The sequence below is a fragment of the Achromobacter sp. UMC46 genome (assembly GCF_014170335.1).
GTDB lineage: Bacteria > Pseudomonadota > Gammaproteobacteria > Burkholderiales > Burkholderiaceae_B > Achromobacter.
Genome location: NZ_LZZS01000033.1, coordinates 118,922 through 133,085, shown reverse-complemented (window position 1 = coordinate 133,085; position 14,164 = coordinate 118,922). Strand labels below are relative to the sequence as shown.

The following is a 14,164-nucleotide window of genomic DNA, read 5'->3' as shown; positions in this document are numbered from 1 at the left end:
GGCGCCCGGGCGGTTCCGGCGCAAGCGGCCTAAGCCTGCCGGGCCCGGCGTGGCGGCTACGGCCGGCCGGCGTGAGGCACGTCCACCCGCGTCGTCAGGATCCGGCCTTCGGGCTTGGCGCGGCGGTTGGCTTCGATGAAGTCGGGCGCCGCCGCCATGAACAGCGTGCGGCCGTCCGGACCGCCCAGCGCCGCGGCGAAGATGCCAAATTCGCCGGTATCGATCTGCTCCAGGATCTTGCCGCCGCGCTCGACCCGCACGATCCGCTTGCCGATGGCGTCCGCCACCCAGACCGCCCCTTCCGCATCCAGCGCGCCGCCGTCCGGGCCGATGGCCGAGGCGGCGATCAGCACCGACAGGTCGTCGCTGTCGGGCAAGGAACCGAAGTCCGCCCAGTCGCGCCGAGGGCCCAGCGCGCCATTGGCCTGGATGTCGAATTCCGATATCCGGTTGCCGAAAGTCTCGTTGACGATCAGCGTCTTGCCGTCCGGGGTGATGAAGGAGCCGTTGGGGAAACACAGCCCGTCGGCCACCACCTGCGCCACGCCGTCCGTGTCCACGCGCACCAGGGTGGTCGTGGCGACGGGCTCGCCGGCCATCAGGTCGAAGCCGAAATTGCCCACGTAGGCCCGGCCCTGCGCGTCCACCACCATGTCGTTGATCGGTCCGCCCGTCAGCGCGGACAGGTCGGCATGCACCGCCAGCGTGCCGTCCGCCTCGCGGCGCAGCACTTTGCGGTCTTTCATGGACGAGATCAGCAGGCGGCCATCGGGCAGCCAGCCCAGGCCCGACGGCTGCTGCGGCACGCGGCAGATCTGCTCGACCTTGCCCTGAAGGTCCACGGCGATCACCTGCTCGGTGTAGAAGTCCGACGCCCACAAGCGGTCCTCGTGCCACCGCAACCCTTCCAGGTAGGTGTACCCGGAAGCCAGCACGGACAATTCGCGATTCGGCATTGCCTTGTCTCCTGTCTATCGCCCCGGTCGGGGCCGGTTCTTTTCGATGCGCCGGCACGGCCCTTCCAGGCCCCGCGCGCCGGCCCATTCTGGCATGGTTGATCCGTCCCCGACCTGACAACTCGCTGTCAGCTTTGCGGCGTTAACATCGCGCCCCAAGGGAAAACCCGAATACTTCGGGCCGCCCTGGCATACCCGTCACCGGACCACCGTGCCCCGCCCCATGCCGGCGGGCCCAGCCCCCTTTTTCCGGGGACTCCGCGGTAAGTCCCCCGTTTCCGTTTTGATCATGAATACAAAGAAACTGACGCGTTACATCGGCATTGCGATGCTGTTGGGCGTCCTGGTGGGCTACCTGTGCAACAAGACGGCGCAGGACGCGAAAGAAGCGGCGCAGATCGCGTCGTACTTCAGCCTGATCACGGATATCTTCCTGCGCATGATCAAGATGATCATCGCCCCGCTGGTGTTCGCCACGCTGGTGTCTGGCCTGGCCAGCATGAGCGACGCCAACGCCGTGGGCCGCATCGGCCTGCGCGCCATGGTCTGGTTCATCGCCGCGTCCGCGATCTCGTTGTTGCTGGGCCTGATGCTGGTCAACATCTTCCAGCCGGGCGCGCACATGAACCTGGCGATACCGGATGCCGGCATCACGTCGGGCCTGAAGACGGGCGACTTCACGCTCAAGACCTTCATCGCGCACGTGTTCCCCAAGAGCATCGCCGAAGCCATGGCGAACAACGAGATCCTGCAGATCCTGGTGTTCTCGCTGTTCTTCGGCGCCGCGCTGTCCTTCATCCGCAGCAAGGGCCACAACACGATCTACAACATGATCGACGAGCTGGCCAAGATCATGTTCCGCGTGACCGACTACGTGATGCGCTTCGCGCCGCTGGGCGTGTTCGCGGCCATGGCCGCCGCCATCACCACCGAGGGCCTGGGCGTGCTGGTCAGCTACGGCAAGCTGATCGGCGAGTTCTATCTGGGCCTGGCGCTGCTGTGGGCCATCCTGTTCGGCGTCGGCTACCTGTTCCTGGGCAAATCCACGCGCCGCCTGGGCGGCCTGATCAAGGAGCCCACGCTGCTGGCCTTCTCCACCGCCAGCAGTGAATCGGCCTACCCGAAGACCATCGAAGCGCTGGAGCGTTTCGGCGTGTCCAAGCGCATTTCGGGCTTTGTGCTGCCGCTGGGCTACTCGTTCAACCTGGACGGTTCGATGATGTACCAGTCCTTTGCGGTGCTGTTCATCGCGCAGGCCTACAACATCGAGATGAGCTTTGCGCAGCAACTGACGCTGCTGCTGGTGCTGATGGTGACCAGCAAAGGCATGGCCGGCGTGGCCCGCGCCTCGCTCGTCGTCGTGGCCGCCACCCTGCCCATGTTCCACCTGCCGGAAGCCGGCCTGCTGCTGATCATGGGCATCGACCAGTTCTTCGACATGGGCCGCACGGCGACCAACGTGGTGGGCAACAGCCTGGCCACCGCGGTGATCGCCAAGCTGGAGGACGACCGGGGCGACCAGCCCGATGCCGCGCCCGCAGGCGAAGACACCACCGGCGAGACGCTTCCCGCAAGCCAGGAAGCATAAACGCGCACGGCGTGCGCTTGCTGCCCCCGAGAGGGCCTTTATCCTGGGAGGCCCAGCGATAAAAAAAACGGGCCGCAATGGCCCGTTTTTTTCTTAACACCTGTCAGCTTGACCTGCCGGCGCCGCCGGGAGCAACATAGGACTCCCTGCCTGACACCCGGCGCGGCGCCACGGCACCACGCCCGACCCGCATGCCATGACACCCCTACCCTTGCGCGGCATCGTAGCGGCCATCGCCATGATGACCGCCGTGCCTGCCGCACACGCCTGGACGCGCATTTCATGCGACCTGTCCGGCGCCGCCTCGACCCCCGCCGTCCAAATGCGCCAGTATCGTACCGATGGCACGGAGCTGGCCACGACGACATTCCGGCTGAAGGTCAAATCGGCCGACATCCCCGATGGCGCGCGCGCCGATACGGATTGCACGGAATTCGTGGACCGCGACATCGACGTCACGCTTGAGAACACGGCGCCGGGTCAGATCCGCAAGGGCAAGCCGATCACCTTGCGCTACCGCTACGACGAATCGCTGGGACAGGCCCTGGCGACGAAATTCGAGCTGGTCCGCTGAAAGCCGCCCGGCACAGCCGCCAGGCGGCAGTCAGGATCAGTCGTTGACCGAGCAGGACACCGGCGCGCCGTCTTCGAATTCGACGTCGTAGGTGTGGACCGGATCCCAGGGCAGCGTGAACCACAGTTCGTAGCCGTCGCCGTCTTCGTCGAACAGCCACAACGCGCGCAGCACGGCCTTTTCGGCCATGGCTTCCGGGGTTTCTTCCTTCAGCAGCTGGTCGTCTTCGATACCCAGCTTCTTGCAGTGTTCGTAGGAATAATTGTCCAGCAGGAACTCGGACGCGGCCAGGATGTGGTCGTCCAGATTGTCGATGATGGCCTTGACCACCTTGGACGCGCCGCTGTCAGGCTCTTCGCCGTCCGTCTGGATCATGACGTGGATAGGCGGACGGCCGTTGCCGGCAGGCACATTCTCGGCCGCCCACAGATCGGGTTCTTCGGGGTCTTGGGTGAAATTGAATCGTGCCATCGCGCGCTCCGGAAAATTGGATGACGAACCGTGAAAAACGGCTTCGCCTTGGCAAACCGCAAGAACGCGGCTCCGCCTTAGGCCGTTACGCCCTTTCGCCATTTAACCAGATGCGCAGCAACCCGTCTGTGGCCGGACGCGATGTTTTTGCGCCTATACGCGTTCCAGAGGCGAATGGGGCAGCGTGACCCTGGGATCGACGGGCTTGCTGAACGCATGCGCGTCGCGCGTCGCTGCCGCCGGCGCGCGCGCCGGCAGGTAGTGGGTCGAGAACACCAGCCTGCCGGCCGACCACGTGTGGCTGATCAAGGGCATGCCGCCCACCTGCGCCACCGCCACCAGATCGGCGCGCTGGCCCACCGCGATGCGGCCCCGGTCTGTCATCCCGCACGCGTTGGCGGGGTTCGCCGTGACCAGCGCGACGGCCTGCGGCCAGGTCAGGTCGGTCTGCGCCGCCACCGCAAACGCCGCGGCGATCAGCGTGGACGGCTGGTAGTCGGAACACAGGCAGCTGGCCACGCCCGCCCGGATGGCGTCGATGGCGCGCATCGATCCGCTCTGGCTCTGGCCTCGCAGCACGTTGGGCGCGCCCAGGATCGTCGGCAGGCCGCAAGACACCGCCGCGCGCGCGGTATCCAGCGTGATCGGGAATTCGCTCATCGCCACGCCCAGATTGCGCATGGTGGCGATGCGCTGGATGGAATCGTCGTCGTGGCTGGCGGTGGGGATGCCCAGCGACTGCGCATGCGACAACAACGTCTCGACCCGCGTCACGGCGCCGTCCTTGGCCCGCGTCTTTGCATTGGCGGCGGCCTCCGCCTGCTCGCGGCTCATCGCGTGGTTGCCCATCATGTACTGCAGATAGGATTCCAGCGTCTTGAACTGCCCTTGGCCTGGCGAATGGTCCATCACCGACAGCAGGTCCACCGCGCCCTCGTCCATCAACGCGCGCAGCATGTCCACCGAAGTCTCGTCGGTGACTTCGTAGCGGCAGTGCACGCGGTTGTCCACCAGGCTGTGCTGGCGGAAGGCGCGCACGGCGCGCACCACTTCCGCCGCCGTCTTGTTGTTGCGCACGCCCCATTCATTGTTGGCGAACGACAGGGCGTGATAGGGCGTGGTGATGCCCGCCGCGGCGTTGCGGCGGTCGACCTGCGCCACCGCGAAATCCAACGGGAACAGCACGCGGGAACGCGGCTCGGCTTCCTTTTCGATGGCGTCGCAATGCAGGTCGATCAGGCCCGGCATCAAGGTCTGCCCTTGCAGGTCGATCTCGCGGTCGGCTTGCGCGCCGTCCGGGTCGATGGCGACGATGCGCCCGTCGTCGATCAGCACGGCGCTGTTCTCCAGGACGCGGTCGGGCATCACCACGCGGGCATGGGTCAGGTAGGTGCTTGGCATGGCTACTCCAGGTCCGCCGTGGCGGTGGCGCGTTGGGCAGGGTGCAAGGCCAGGGTTTTCGTGGCGACGGCGTCGCGCACTTCTTCGTCGTGGAAGATGCCCAGCAGGCAGCGCCCGGCGGCCAGCGCTTCGTGGATCAGTTCGATCACCACGCGGCGGTTGTCGGCATCCAGCGACGCGGTGGGCTCGTCCAGCAGCAGGATGGGGTGGCGCGCAATGAATCCGCGCGCGATGTTCACCCGCTGCTGCTCGCCGCCCGAAAACGTGGCCGGCGCCAGGCCCCACAGGCGGGGCGGCACATTCAAGCGCTGCAGCAGCGCGCCCGCCTGGCTGCGGGCCTCTTCCGTATCCACGCCCGCCATGCGCAGCGGCTCGGCCACCACGTCCAGCGCCGACACGCGCGGAATCACCCGCAGGAATTGGCTGACGTAGCCGATGACGTCGCGGCGCAGCGCCAGGATGCGCTGCTCGGGCGCGCCCACCAGTTCCACCCATTCGCCGTGGGCGCGCACGCGGATGCTGCCCTCGGTTGCCAGGTAGTTGCCGTACAGGCAGCGCAGCAAGGTGCTCTTGCCCGTGCCCGACGGGCCGGCCAGCACCAGGCAATCGCCGGCCGCCGCATCGAAATCCACGGCGTCCAGCACGGGCAGCCGGATGCCGCCCTGGTTGTGCAGGGTGAACATCTTTCCGAGGCCCCGCACCTCGATCATCGGAGTGGTTTCGCGCATGTTCAGCTCTGCAGAATGGAAGACACCAGCAACTGGGTGTAGGGGTGTTGGGGGTCGTCGAGGATCTGATCGGTCAGCCCGCTTTCCACGACCACGCCGCCGCGCATCACCAGCGTGCGGTGCGCCAGCAGTCGCGCCACCGCCAGGTCGTGCGTGACCACGATGGCGGCCAGCCCCAAGTCGGCGACCAACTGGCGCAGCAGGTCCAGGAGGCGCGCCTGCACCGACACGTCCAGCGACGCGGTGGGCTCGTCCATGAACACCAGGCGCGGATGCGTCACGAGGTTGCGCGCGATCTGCAGGCGCTGCTGCATGCCGCCCGAAAACGACACCGGCGTATCGTCCAGCCGGCCCGCGTCGATCTCCATCTTCTGCAGCCAGTTGCCGGCTACTTCTCGCAGATCTCCATAGTGCCGGTCGCCGACCGCCATCAGCCGTTCGGCGATGTTGGCGCCCGCGCTGACCTGCATGCGCAGGCCCTCGCGCGCGTTCTGCCGCACGAAGCCCCAATCGGTGCGCGACAGCAGCCGCAGCCGCGCGCCCGGCAGCGCAGCCAGATCGATGAAACCCTGGTCTCTCGTGTCGTACCAGACGCTGCCGGCATCCGGCTGGGTCTGGTACGACACGGCCGACAGCAGCGTGCTCTTGCCCGAGCCGGACTCACCGACCACGCACAGCACTTCGCCCGGATAGAGGTCGAAGGACACGTCGCGGCAGCCGTGCACGCCGTCCCAGGTGCGCGTCATGCCGCGCACGGAAAGCAAAGGTTGGGGAGTCATGCGGCGGCCTCGTCGTCGTGTTGCTGCGTCTGGCGGTTGTTGCAGTATTCGGTGTCCGAGCAGACGAAGCGGCGCGTGCCCGCGTCGTCCAGGATGATCTCATCCAGAAAGCTGTCGCGCGATCCGCACAAGTCGCAGCATTCGCTCCACTTCTCGACCGTGAACGGATGGTCCTCGAAGTCCAGGCTCTTGACCCGGGTGTAGGGCGGCACCGCGTACACGCGCTTTTCACGGCCGGCGCCGAACAGCATCAGCGCGGGGCTGCCGTCCAGCTTGGGGTTGTCGAATTTGGGGATCGGCGACGGCCGCATCATGTAGCGGTCGTTCACGATGACCGGATAGTCGTAGGTGGTGGCGATATGGCCGTGCTGCGCGATGTCTTCGTACAGCTTGACGTGCATGCCGCCGTATTCGGCCAGCGCATGCATCGTGCGCGTCTCGGTCTCGCTGGGTTCCAGCCAGCGCAGCGGCTCCGGGATCGGCACCTGGAACACCATCACCTGCCCTTCGGCCAGCGGCGTTTCGGGGATGCGGTGGCGTGTCTGGACGATGGTGGCGTCCGGCGTGGATTCGGTCGTCGCCACGCCGGTCACCCGGCCGAAAAAGCGGCGGATGTTGATGGCGTTGGTGGTGTCGTCCGACCCCTGGTCGATGACCTTCAACACGTCGTCCTGGCCGATGATGGATGCGGTGACCTGGATGCCGCCCGTGCCCCAGCCGTAGGGCAGCGGCATTTCGCGGCTGCCGAACGGCACCTGGTAGCCGGGGATCGCCACGGCCTTGAGCAGCGCGCGGCGCAGCATGCGTTTGGTGGATTCGTCCAGGTACGCGAAGTTGTAGTGGTCGTCGCGTTCGACCGTAGCGTGTTGTGCGCTCATGAGGAAACCGCCTCGTCCATCAGTTCGTTGGGGGCCGGCGCGCCATCGGCGCGTTCAGAGCGCATGCGGCGCAACAGTTCCAGGTTGGCCTGGAAGTCCACGTAGTGCGGCAGCTTCAAGTGCTGCACGAAGCCGGAGGCCTCGACGTTGTCGCTGTGATACAGCACGAACTCGTGGTCGTTTGCCGGGGAATCCGCGCGTTCGCCCAGGTCCTTCGCCTTCAAGGCGCGGTCCACCAGCGCCATCGACATGGCCTTGCGTTCGCCGTAGCCGAACGTCAGCCCATACCCCCGCGTGAATTTCGGCCCTTCTTCCGCATTGCCCGCGAACTGGCTGACCATCTGGCATTCGGTGATCTCGATTTCGCCGACCGTCACGGTGAAGCCCAGCTCTTCGATGTGCATCTCGACTTCCAGCGCGCCGTAGCGGATCTCGGCGGCGAACGGGTGCGTGTTGCCGTACCCGCGTTGCGTCGAATAGCCCATCGACAGCAGGAAGCCTTCGTCGGCGCGCGCCAGGTTCTGCAGGCGGGCGGCGCGCGGCGCTGGAAAATCCAGCGGCTGGCGCGTCAGGTCGAAGGGTTCGGGATCGCCTTCCGGCACGGCCTCGGCGTCGATCAGATCGTCGTGCGCCAGCAGATCGGTCACGCGCGGCATGTTGCTATCCAGGGCCTCGTCACCCGGCGGCAGCGCATCGGCTTCGCGCTGCGCCTCCAGCGAGAAGTCCAAGAGGCGCTGCGTGTAGTCGTAAGTCGGGCCCAGGATCTGGCCGCCCGGCACGTCTTTGAACGTGGACGAGATCCGGCGCTGCAATCGCATGGCGCCCGTGTCGATCGGCTGCGTATAACCGTAGCGCGACAGCGTCGTGCGATAGGCCCGCAGCAGGAACACCGCCTCGATCACATCGCCCGCGGCCTGCTTGAGCGCCAGCGAGGCCAGTTGCGGATCGTAGAGCGACCCTTCGGCCATCACACGCGACACCGCCAGCGGCATCTGTTCGCGGATCTGGTCCAGGCTCAGCTCGGGGACCTCGCGGTCGCCCCGCCGGTAGCCGTCCAGCATGCGGTAGGAATTCAGGATGGCGCGTTCGCCCCCTTTCACGGCGACATACATGTCAGTTCTCCACGCGCGTCGTGCGCGGCAATCCACAAATCCGCCGTCCCTGCGTCAGGAACACGTCGACGCCCAGCGGAAACCGTTGATGATTCAGCCGCCATTCGCGCCAGAAGCTGTCGGCAAGTCCGTCCACCGACAGGGCCTGCCGCGTCTGGATGCCCGGGCCGGACAACTGGACCGTGTCACCCCCGGACAGCGACGCCACGTCCATCAGCAGCGTGGTCGACAAATCGGGATAGGCGGGGTCGCCCGGATGGCAGGCCGACAGCGCCGGGGCGTCGAAACCGGCCGGCACCGCGGCAAATCGCGCCAGCGCGGGCGACGGCACGATGGGGCAGGCGCAATGGAAGCGCAGGAACGCCAGCACATCGGCGCCCACCGCGCGGGGCAGCCACAGCGGGGTGTCCACGTCCACCAAGGTCAGCAGCATCGCCGTCATCGCGGGCGACAGCCCGGGCGGCACGCCGCTTTCCGCGACGATCTGATGGACGCGTCCCGGATGCGCCAGGGCCTGCAACGCCGTGCGGAAGGTGGTTTGCGCATCGTTGACGGGGTCGGCAAAGCCCGGCAACAGGCCACGGCTGGCGGCCGGGGATTTCAGTGTCTGTTGTTGCATGTCAGTCCTCGCCTCGCACCATCGTGAAGAACTCCACCTTGGTCTGCCCCGCCACCTGCGCCTGGCGCTCGACCCGGTCGGCATGCTGCTGCGCCAGCGGCTGGATCAACTGGGCCTGCACGGTGTCGTGCCAATCCGGTAATTGCAGCAGCGCGTCGGCCACGGCGGCCTGTTCGGCGTGCTGCAGCGAACGGCCCTGCACGTAGGCCACGCCGACCACGCCTTCGCCGAGCGTGACGGCGCAACGTGTCACGGTCATTTCCCCCAGGTTGAAGCGCGCGCCGGTGCCGCCGCTGCGGGCCCGCACCATGGCCATGCCCGTCTGGGCCGGCCGCAGCATCTGGTGCGCGGGCACCTGTCCCAAGGCGCTGAACGCCCCTTCCAGCGCAGCCGGGCTGGCCAGCGACAGCACGCGCATCCAGGCGGCGCGCTGGGCGTTGGCCGCGTCCTGTCCTGCTTGTGAGTGATCCATTATTTCCTCTACACGTCTAGACGACCGGATGAAGTATGATCGCTCTGAATTCCAAGTTCAACAGCCTGGCGTGAATTTTTGATGACAGCCGCGGCATCTGTGCACCGCCTATCCCGCGGCCGCCGCATGAGGCACAATCACAGCCATTCTTCATGAAGCTGATGTGACAGCACGAGCGCACCCTATGGTTGAAAGAGGTTCCGGCATCGCCGTCTGGCGGCAAATCGGCGAGTCCCTGGCGGACGACATCCGCAACAAGCTCTATATGGCGGGCGAACAGCTGCCGTCCGAGCCAGAGTTGGCGGCCAAGTTCTCGGTCAACCGCCACACCATCCGGCGCGCCATGGGCGAACTGGAGCAAAGCGGCCTGGTCCGGATCGAGCAGGGTCGCGGCACCTTCGTGCAGGAACACGCCATCGATTACGCCATCGGCAAGCGCACGCGCTTTTCCGAGAACCTGCGCAGCCAGGGTGTGCTGGGCCACCTGGAAGCCCTGGGCAGCCAGACCTTGCGCGCGGCCGATATCGCCAAGCACCTGGGGCTTGCCCGCACGGCGCCGCTGTTGCGCGTGCAGATGGTAGGCAAAGCCGAGAACCGGCCCATCAGCGCATCCGAGCACTTCTTCGATGAAAAGCGCTTTCCGGATTTCGCCGACCGCCTGACCGCCCTGCGTTCGGTGTCCAAGGTCTATGCGCACTACGGCATCGGCGACTACACGCGCAAATGGTCGCGCATCACCGCGGCGCTGCCCGCGCCAGAAGTCGCCCGCCTGCTAGGCCAGCCCAAGACGCGGCCGATCCTCCAGGTAGAAGCGCTGAACGTGGACCAGGAAGGCGCCCCGCTGCAATACAGCATCACCCGCTTCGTCGGCGACCTGGTGCAGTTGATGGTCGCGGACGAAAGCTAGGCTGCAAGACCCCGTCGGGGACTGCCGGCGGCGATGCGCGAAACAGCATTGGAAAGCAACAACACACATCTAGACATCTGGTTGTCATGCAATATCGATAACGTCACGCCATGAACTCACATGCCCCCTCGCCCCTGGCCGGTGTCACAGGCCAACGCATCCTGACGCCGCGCGGCGTCGAACAAGCCAGCCTGCGCTTCCAGGGCGGGTTGATCGACGACAGCGGCGCGACGCCCGCGCGCGGCGCCCCGTGGTTCGACGCCGGCGACCTGCTGGTGCTGCCCGGCATCGTCGACCTGCATGGCGACGCCTTCGAACGCGCCATCATGCCCCGGCCCAGTGTCACCTTCCCGTATGACAGCGCGCTGTTCGACGTAGACCGCCAACTGCTTGCCAACGGCATCACCACCGAGTTCCATGGCGTGACCCTGTCCTGGGAAGGCGGGTTGCGCGGTGAGGCCTACGCCGAACGCATGTTCGACGCGTTGGCACGCATGCAGCACATGATGGGCGCGCGGCACTACGTGCACCTGCGCTTCGAAACCCATCACGTGGGCGGCGTGGAGCTGGCCCAGCAATGGATCCGCGACGGCCGCGTGCGCTTCCTTGCCCTGAACGACCACTTGCCCACCATGGCGCGCCGCCTGGGCGACGACCGCAAGCTGATGCAATACGCCAGCCGCGCCGAATGCGACCTGGACACCTTCCAGGAACGCATCCGCGCGGCGATGTCCGCCGCCGACTCTGTGGCCGACGCCATGCGCGAACTGACCGCCTGCGCGCAGGCGGCCGGCTTGAAAGTGGCCTCGCACGACGATCCCGACGCCGCCACGCGGCGCTACTACCATCAGCTGGGTTGCGGCGTGGCGGAATTCCCGCTGACCCGCGAAGCCGCCGGCGTCGCCCGCGACCTGGGCAACGCCGTCGTCTTCGGCGCGCCCAACGTCGTGCGCGGCGGCAGCCACACCGGCGCGCCCAGCGCCACCGAGATGGTGCGCGATGGCCTGTGCGACATCCTGACCTCCGACTACTACTACCCCGCCCCGCTGGCCGCCGTCATGCGGCTGGTGCAGGACGGCGTGCTGCCGCTGGCGCAGGCCTGGAACCTGGTGTCGCTGAATCCGGCGCGCGCCGCCGGCCTGAAAGACCGGGGCGCATTGGTACCCGGCCTGATCGCCGACGCCATCGTGGTGGACGACCAGGTGGCCGGCCTGCCGCGCGTGGTCGCCGCGATCGTGGGGGGCGAACTGCGCTACGCCACGCGCGTGTTCGGCCACGACAACAGCCTGCGCATGGCGGCCTGACCATGCCGCTTGCCCATCGCTACGCCTTGTACCTGGCGCCCACCGGCCCCTGGCGCGAATACGGCAGCCGCTGGCTGGGCCGCTGCGCCGACACGGGCGACGCGCTTGCGCTCCCGCCCGGCATGTCCAAACCGTCCCCCGCCTGGACGGCGGCGCCGCGCCACTACGGCCTGCACGCCACGCTGAAGCCGCCTTTCCGGCTGCGCGCCGGCGCCACGCCGCAAGCGGTAGACGCGGCCGCCCGGGAACTGGCCTGCGGCATCCTCCCCTTCGAGGTAGAGCTGGAATGCGAAACGCTGCGCGGTTTCCTGGCGTGGCGCATCGCCGAATCCGATAAACAAGGCCAGGCCCGCATCCAGGCCCTGGCCAACGCCGCCGTGCGCGGACTGGACCCCTTGCGCGCCCCGCCCACGCCCGAGGAAACCGCGCGCCGCCAACCGCATTCGCTGCCGCCCGAACAGCAAGCCATGCTGGCGCACTGGGGCTACCCCTATGTGTTCGACACCTATACGTTCCACATCACGCTGACCGGAAAACTGGCCGATGACGCGCTGGAGCAGGCGCAGCGCGGCATCGCCGCCTTTGCCGATCCGTTGCGCGGGCAGACCATGGCGGTGCCCGCCATCAGCGTCTTCGTGCAGCCCGAACCCGGTGCTGACTTCATCGCCGCGCGCCACTACGGTTTCGACGGCACGCATACGGACGCGATCGGCGCCGGCTACCTGCAAGGGCCGTCCGCGCCATGATCCGACCGGCCACGGCCTCGCCGCCCGCCGACGGCACGCGGCTGATCTACCTGATGGGCGCATCGGGCAGCGGCAAGGACACGCTGCTGCGGCTGATGCGCGCCCATCTGCAACATGACGAACCCGTCCTGGTCGCGCACCGCTACATCACCCGCGACAGCGCCAGCACCGAAGACTCGCTACCGCTATCGACGGAAGAATTCGTGCGCCGCGCGGCGCTGGGGTGCTTTGCGCTGCGCTGGGCAAGCCATGGACTGCACTATGGCATCGGCATCGAAATCGACACCTGGCTGGCTTGCGGCGCGGCCGTCATCGTCAACGGGTCGCGCGCGCATCTGCAGGCGGCGCACGCCCGCTATCCCGCCTTGACGGCGGTAGAGGTCACCGTCGACCCCGACCTGCTCGCGCACCGCCTGACGGGCCGCGGGCGGGAAAGCGCGGAACAGATCGCGCAGCGGCTGTCGCGCGCCACGCAGGCCTTTGCCGTGCCGCAAGCGTGCCGCCTGGCGCAGGTCAGCAATAACGGCGCCCCCGAATCGGCCGCCGCCGCCCTGCTGACGATCGCGCGGGAACAGCTCGCGCGTTAACGAGCCCGTTAATGAGCCCGTTAATGAGCCTATTAACGCGCCCGCTAACGCGCCTCAGACCGCCGGCGGGTCCGCGCACAGGTCCAGCAATATGTCTGAAAAGCGCTCTTCCGCCGCCAGCGCCTGTTCGCGCCTGCGGCGGATCAGGTTGATGGGCGGCAACTCCCAGCCGAAATCCCAGGGCACCCTGCCCAGCTTGCCGCGCTGGCAGAGTTCCCGCGCGATGTCCTCGGGCACGACCGAGATCAATGCCTCGTTCATCGTCAGCATGCCCTCGATCACATCGGTGGAATAGGCTTCCAGCACCGGCGACGGCGGGCGCAGCCCGGCGCGGATGAAATGCTCCATGATCAGTTGCCGGGTGGGCGTATTGGCGGCCGGCAAAACCCAGTCCATGGCCGCGACCGCCGGCCAGTCCGGCGCGCGCCGGGCCAGGCGCTGCGCCAGGCGGCTGTGCGCGATCAGGCGCGGGCGCTGGCGATACAGCACCCGGTGCATCAGGTCGTCCAGCGCGACGGTCGACGTCGCGCGGCTGACGATGCAGTCCAGCTCGTGGCGGCGCAGCATCGGCACCAGATGATCCGTGGTAGCGCGGTGCAAGGTCAGCGTCACCCCATGGCGCTGATGCAGCCGGCTGATGGCCGCCGTCAGCAAGGCGCTGGACACATACGGCACCACGCCCACGTTCAGGTGCGCCGAGCGGCCGGCATGCAAGGCCTCGACCTCGCGCGCCCACAAGTCCAGATCGCTCTGCATATGGCGTGCGCGCAGCAAGGCCAGTTCGCCCAGCGGAGTCGCCTGCAGGCCGCGCCCGCTGCGCAGGAACAGCGGCGCGCCGAAGATGTCCTCCAGTTCGGCCAGCGCCTTGGTGACGGCGGGCTGGCTGATGCCGGTGGCCGCGGCCACCCGGGTCAGGGAGCCGTGCTTGGCGATGTTGGTCAACAGCGCCAGATGGCGGTGCTTCAGGCGATTGGCCAGACGGGCAGCATCCCAGCTCATGGGGTTCTCTATAACCAAATGGTTATTCAATTATGCCAACAAA

Annotated in this window: 16 protein-coding genes; 6 read left to right on the top strand and 10 right to left on the bottom strand. The window is 67.3% G+C overall.

What is annotated here, in order from left to right; translation table 11 throughout:
- Positions 1–56 precede the first annotated feature (56 nt).
- On the bottom strand, positions 57–956 hold the full coding sequence (locus A9973_RS22485) for an SMP-30/gluconolactonase/LRE family protein (protein WP_183015887.1): 900 nt from the start codon (positions 954–956) through the stop codon (positions 57–59).
- 289 nt (positions 957–1,245) lie between these two features.
- Between A9973_RS22485 and A9973_RS22480 the strand changes: the two genes are divergently transcribed.
- On the top strand, positions 1,246–2,544 hold the full coding sequence (locus tag A9973_RS22480; RefSeq protein WP_255469267.1) for a dicarboxylate/amino acid:cation symporter: 1,299 nt from the start codon (positions 1,246–1,248) through the stop codon (positions 2,542–2,544).
- 196 nt (positions 2,545–2,740) lie between these two features.
- Positions 2,741–3,118, top strand: coding sequence for a hypothetical protein (locus tag A9973_RS22475; protein WP_183015885.1), 378 nt, complete (start codon positions 2,741–2,743; stop codon positions 3,116–3,118).
- Positions 3,119–3,154: 36 nt separating this feature from the next.
- On the opposite strand, the gene A9973_RS22470 is transcribed toward A9973_RS22475, so the two are convergent.
- The 8 genes from A9973_RS22470 to phnG all read right to left on the bottom strand — a co-directional run bounded on the left by A9973_RS22470 (position 3,155) and on the right by phnG (position 9,578).
- Complete coding sequence (locus tag A9973_RS22470; RefSeq protein WP_183015884.1) at positions 3,155–3,589, bottom strand: hypothetical protein; 435 nt, start codon at positions 3,587–3,589, stop codon at positions 3,155–3,157.
- 153 nt (positions 3,590–3,742) lie between these two features.
- Positions 3,743–4,990, bottom strand: a complete 1,248-nt coding sequence (locus A9973_RS22465) for an alpha-D-ribose 1-methylphosphonate 5-triphosphate diphosphatase (protein ID WP_255469266.1) — start codon at positions 4,988–4,990, stop codon at positions 3,743–3,745.
- Between the two features lie 2 nt (positions 4,991–4,992).
- Positions 4,993–5,718 (bottom strand): phosphonate C-P lyase system protein PhnL, encoded by a 726-nt coding sequence (gene phnL, locus A9973_RS22460; RefSeq protein WP_183015883.1) that lies wholly within the window; start codon positions 5,716–5,718, stop codon positions 4,993–4,995.
- 2 nt (positions 5,719–5,720) lie between these two features.
- Positions 5,721–6,497 (bottom strand): phosphonate C-P lyase system protein PhnK, encoded by a 777-nt coding sequence (gene phnK, locus A9973_RS22455; RefSeq protein WP_183015882.1) that lies wholly within the window; start codon positions 6,495–6,497, stop codon positions 5,721–5,723.
- Entirely contained in the window at positions 6,494–7,375 is an 882-nt protein-coding gene (locus tag A9973_RS22450) for an alpha-D-ribose 1-methylphosphonate 5-phosphate C-P-lyase PhnJ (protein ID WP_183015881.1), read from the bottom strand. The genes phnK and A9973_RS22450 overlap by 4 nt, the downstream gene beginning before the upstream one ends.
- Positions 7,372–8,487: a carbon-phosphorus lyase complex subunit PhnI gene (locus A9973_RS22445; RefSeq protein ID WP_183015880.1), complete on the bottom strand. Its 1,116-nt coding sequence runs from the start codon at positions 8,485–8,487 to the stop codon at positions 7,372–7,374. Before A9973_RS22445 ends, A9973_RS22450 begins: the two co-directional genes overlap by 4 nt.
- Before the next feature lies 1 nt (position 8,488).
- Positions 8,489–9,106, bottom strand: coding sequence for a phosphonate C-P lyase system protein PhnH (gene phnH, locus A9973_RS22440; RefSeq protein WP_183015879.1), 618 nt, complete (start codon positions 9,104–9,106; stop codon positions 8,489–8,491).
- A gap of 1 nt (position 9,107) precedes the next feature.
- A complete protein-coding gene (phnG, locus tag A9973_RS22435; RefSeq protein WP_183015878.1) occupies positions 9,108–9,578 on the bottom strand; it encodes a phosphonate C-P lyase system protein PhnG in 471 nt (156 codons plus the stop codon).
- Positions 9,579–9,762: 184 nt separating this feature from the next.
- On the opposite strand from phnG, the gene phnF reads away from it, so the two are divergent.
- From phnF to phnN, 4 genes are all read left to right on the top strand, one after another.
- Positions 9,763–10,485 carry a phosphonate metabolism transcriptional regulator PhnF gene (gene phnF, locus A9973_RS22430; RefSeq protein WP_183015877.1) on the top strand — a complete coding sequence of 241 codons (723 nt, stop codon included), beginning with the start codon at positions 9,763–9,765 and terminating at the stop codon, positions 10,483–10,485.
- Positions 10,486–10,595: 110 nt separating this feature from the next.
- Positions 10,596–11,789 (top strand): alpha-D-ribose 1-methylphosphonate 5-triphosphate diphosphatase, encoded by a 1,194-nt coding sequence (locus tag A9973_RS22425; RefSeq protein ID WP_183015876.1) that lies wholly within the window; start codon positions 10,596–10,598, stop codon positions 11,787–11,789.
- Between the two features lie 2 nt (positions 11,790–11,791).
- Positions 11,792–12,535, top strand: coding sequence for a DUF1045 domain-containing protein (locus A9973_RS22420; RefSeq protein WP_183015875.1), 744 nt, complete (start codon positions 11,792–11,794; stop codon positions 12,533–12,535).
- On the top strand, positions 12,532–13,122 hold the full coding sequence (gene phnN / locus A9973_RS22415) for a phosphonate metabolism protein/1,5-bisphosphokinase (PRPP-forming) PhnN (protein WP_183015874.1): 591 nt from the start codon (positions 12,532–12,534) through the stop codon (positions 13,120–13,122). Before A9973_RS22420 ends, phnN begins: the two co-directional genes overlap by 4 nt.
- A 54-nt stretch (positions 13,123–13,176) precedes the next feature.
- Here the strand turns inward: phnN and A9973_RS22410 are convergent, their stop codons facing one another.
- The gene (locus tag A9973_RS22410) at positions 13,177–14,121 is read right to left on the bottom strand and encodes a LysR family transcriptional regulator (RefSeq protein WP_183015873.1); all 945 of its coding nucleotides are present in this window, start codon (positions 14,119–14,121) and stop codon (positions 13,177–13,179) included.
- Positions 14,122–14,164: the final 43 nt, after the last annotated feature.

Bases quoted from the DNA above. Each gene is read 5' to 3' on its own strand.
- A9973_RS22485 (WP_183015887.1), bottom strand. From the start codon at position 956: ATGCCGAATCGCGAATTGTCCGTGCTGGCTTCCGGGTACACCTACCTG.
- A9973_RS22480 (WP_255469267.1), top strand. From the start codon at position 1,246: ATGAATACAAAGAAACTGACGCGTTACATCGGCATTGCGATGCTGTTG.
- A9973_RS22475 (WP_183015885.1), top strand. From the start codon at position 2,741: ATGACACCCCTACCCTTGCGCGGCATCGTAGCGGCCATCGCCATGATG.
- A9973_RS22470 (WP_183015884.1), bottom strand. From the start codon at position 3,589: ATGGCACGATTCAATTTCACCCAAGACCCCGAAGAACCCGATCTGTGG.
- A9973_RS22465 (WP_255469266.1), bottom strand. From the start codon at position 4,990: ATGCCAAGCACCTACCTGACCCATGCCCGCGTGGTGATGCCCGACCGC.
- phnL (WP_183015883.1), bottom strand. From the start codon at position 5,718: ATGCGCGAAACCACTCCGATGATCGAGGTGCGGGGCCTCGGAAAGATG.
- phnK (WP_183015882.1), bottom strand. From the start codon at position 6,497: ATGACTCCCCAACCTTTGCTTTCCGTGCGCGGCATGACGCGCACCTGG.
- A9973_RS22450 (WP_183015881.1), bottom strand. From the start codon at position 7,375: ATGAGCGCACAACACGCTACGGTCGAACGCGACGACCACTACAACTTC.
- A9973_RS22445 (WP_183015880.1), bottom strand. From the start codon at position 8,487: ATGTATGTCGCCGTGAAAGGGGGCGAACGCGCCATCCTGAATTCCTAC.
- phnH (WP_183015879.1), bottom strand. From the start codon at position 9,106: ATGCAACAACAGACACTGAAATCCCCGGCCGCCAGCCGTGGCCTGTTG.
- phnG (WP_183015878.1), bottom strand. From the start codon at position 9,578: ATGGATCACTCACAAGCAGGACAGGACGCGGCCAACGCCCAGCGCGCC.
- phnF (WP_183015877.1), top strand. From the start codon at position 9,763: ATGGTTGAAAGAGGTTCCGGCATCGCCGTCTGGCGGCAAATCGGCGAG.
- A9973_RS22425 (WP_183015876.1), top strand. From the start codon at position 10,596: ATGAACTCACATGCCCCCTCGCCCCTGGCCGGTGTCACAGGCCAACGC.
- A9973_RS22420 (WP_183015875.1), top strand. From the start codon at position 11,792: ATGCCGCTTGCCCATCGCTACGCCTTGTACCTGGCGCCCACCGGCCCC.
- phnN (WP_183015874.1), top strand. From the start codon at position 12,532: ATGATCCGACCGGCCACGGCCTCGCCGCCCGCCGACGGCACGCGGCTG.
- A9973_RS22410 (WP_183015873.1), bottom strand. From the start codon at position 14,121: ATGAGCTGGGATGCTGCCCGTCTGGCCAATCGCCTGAAGCACCGCCAT.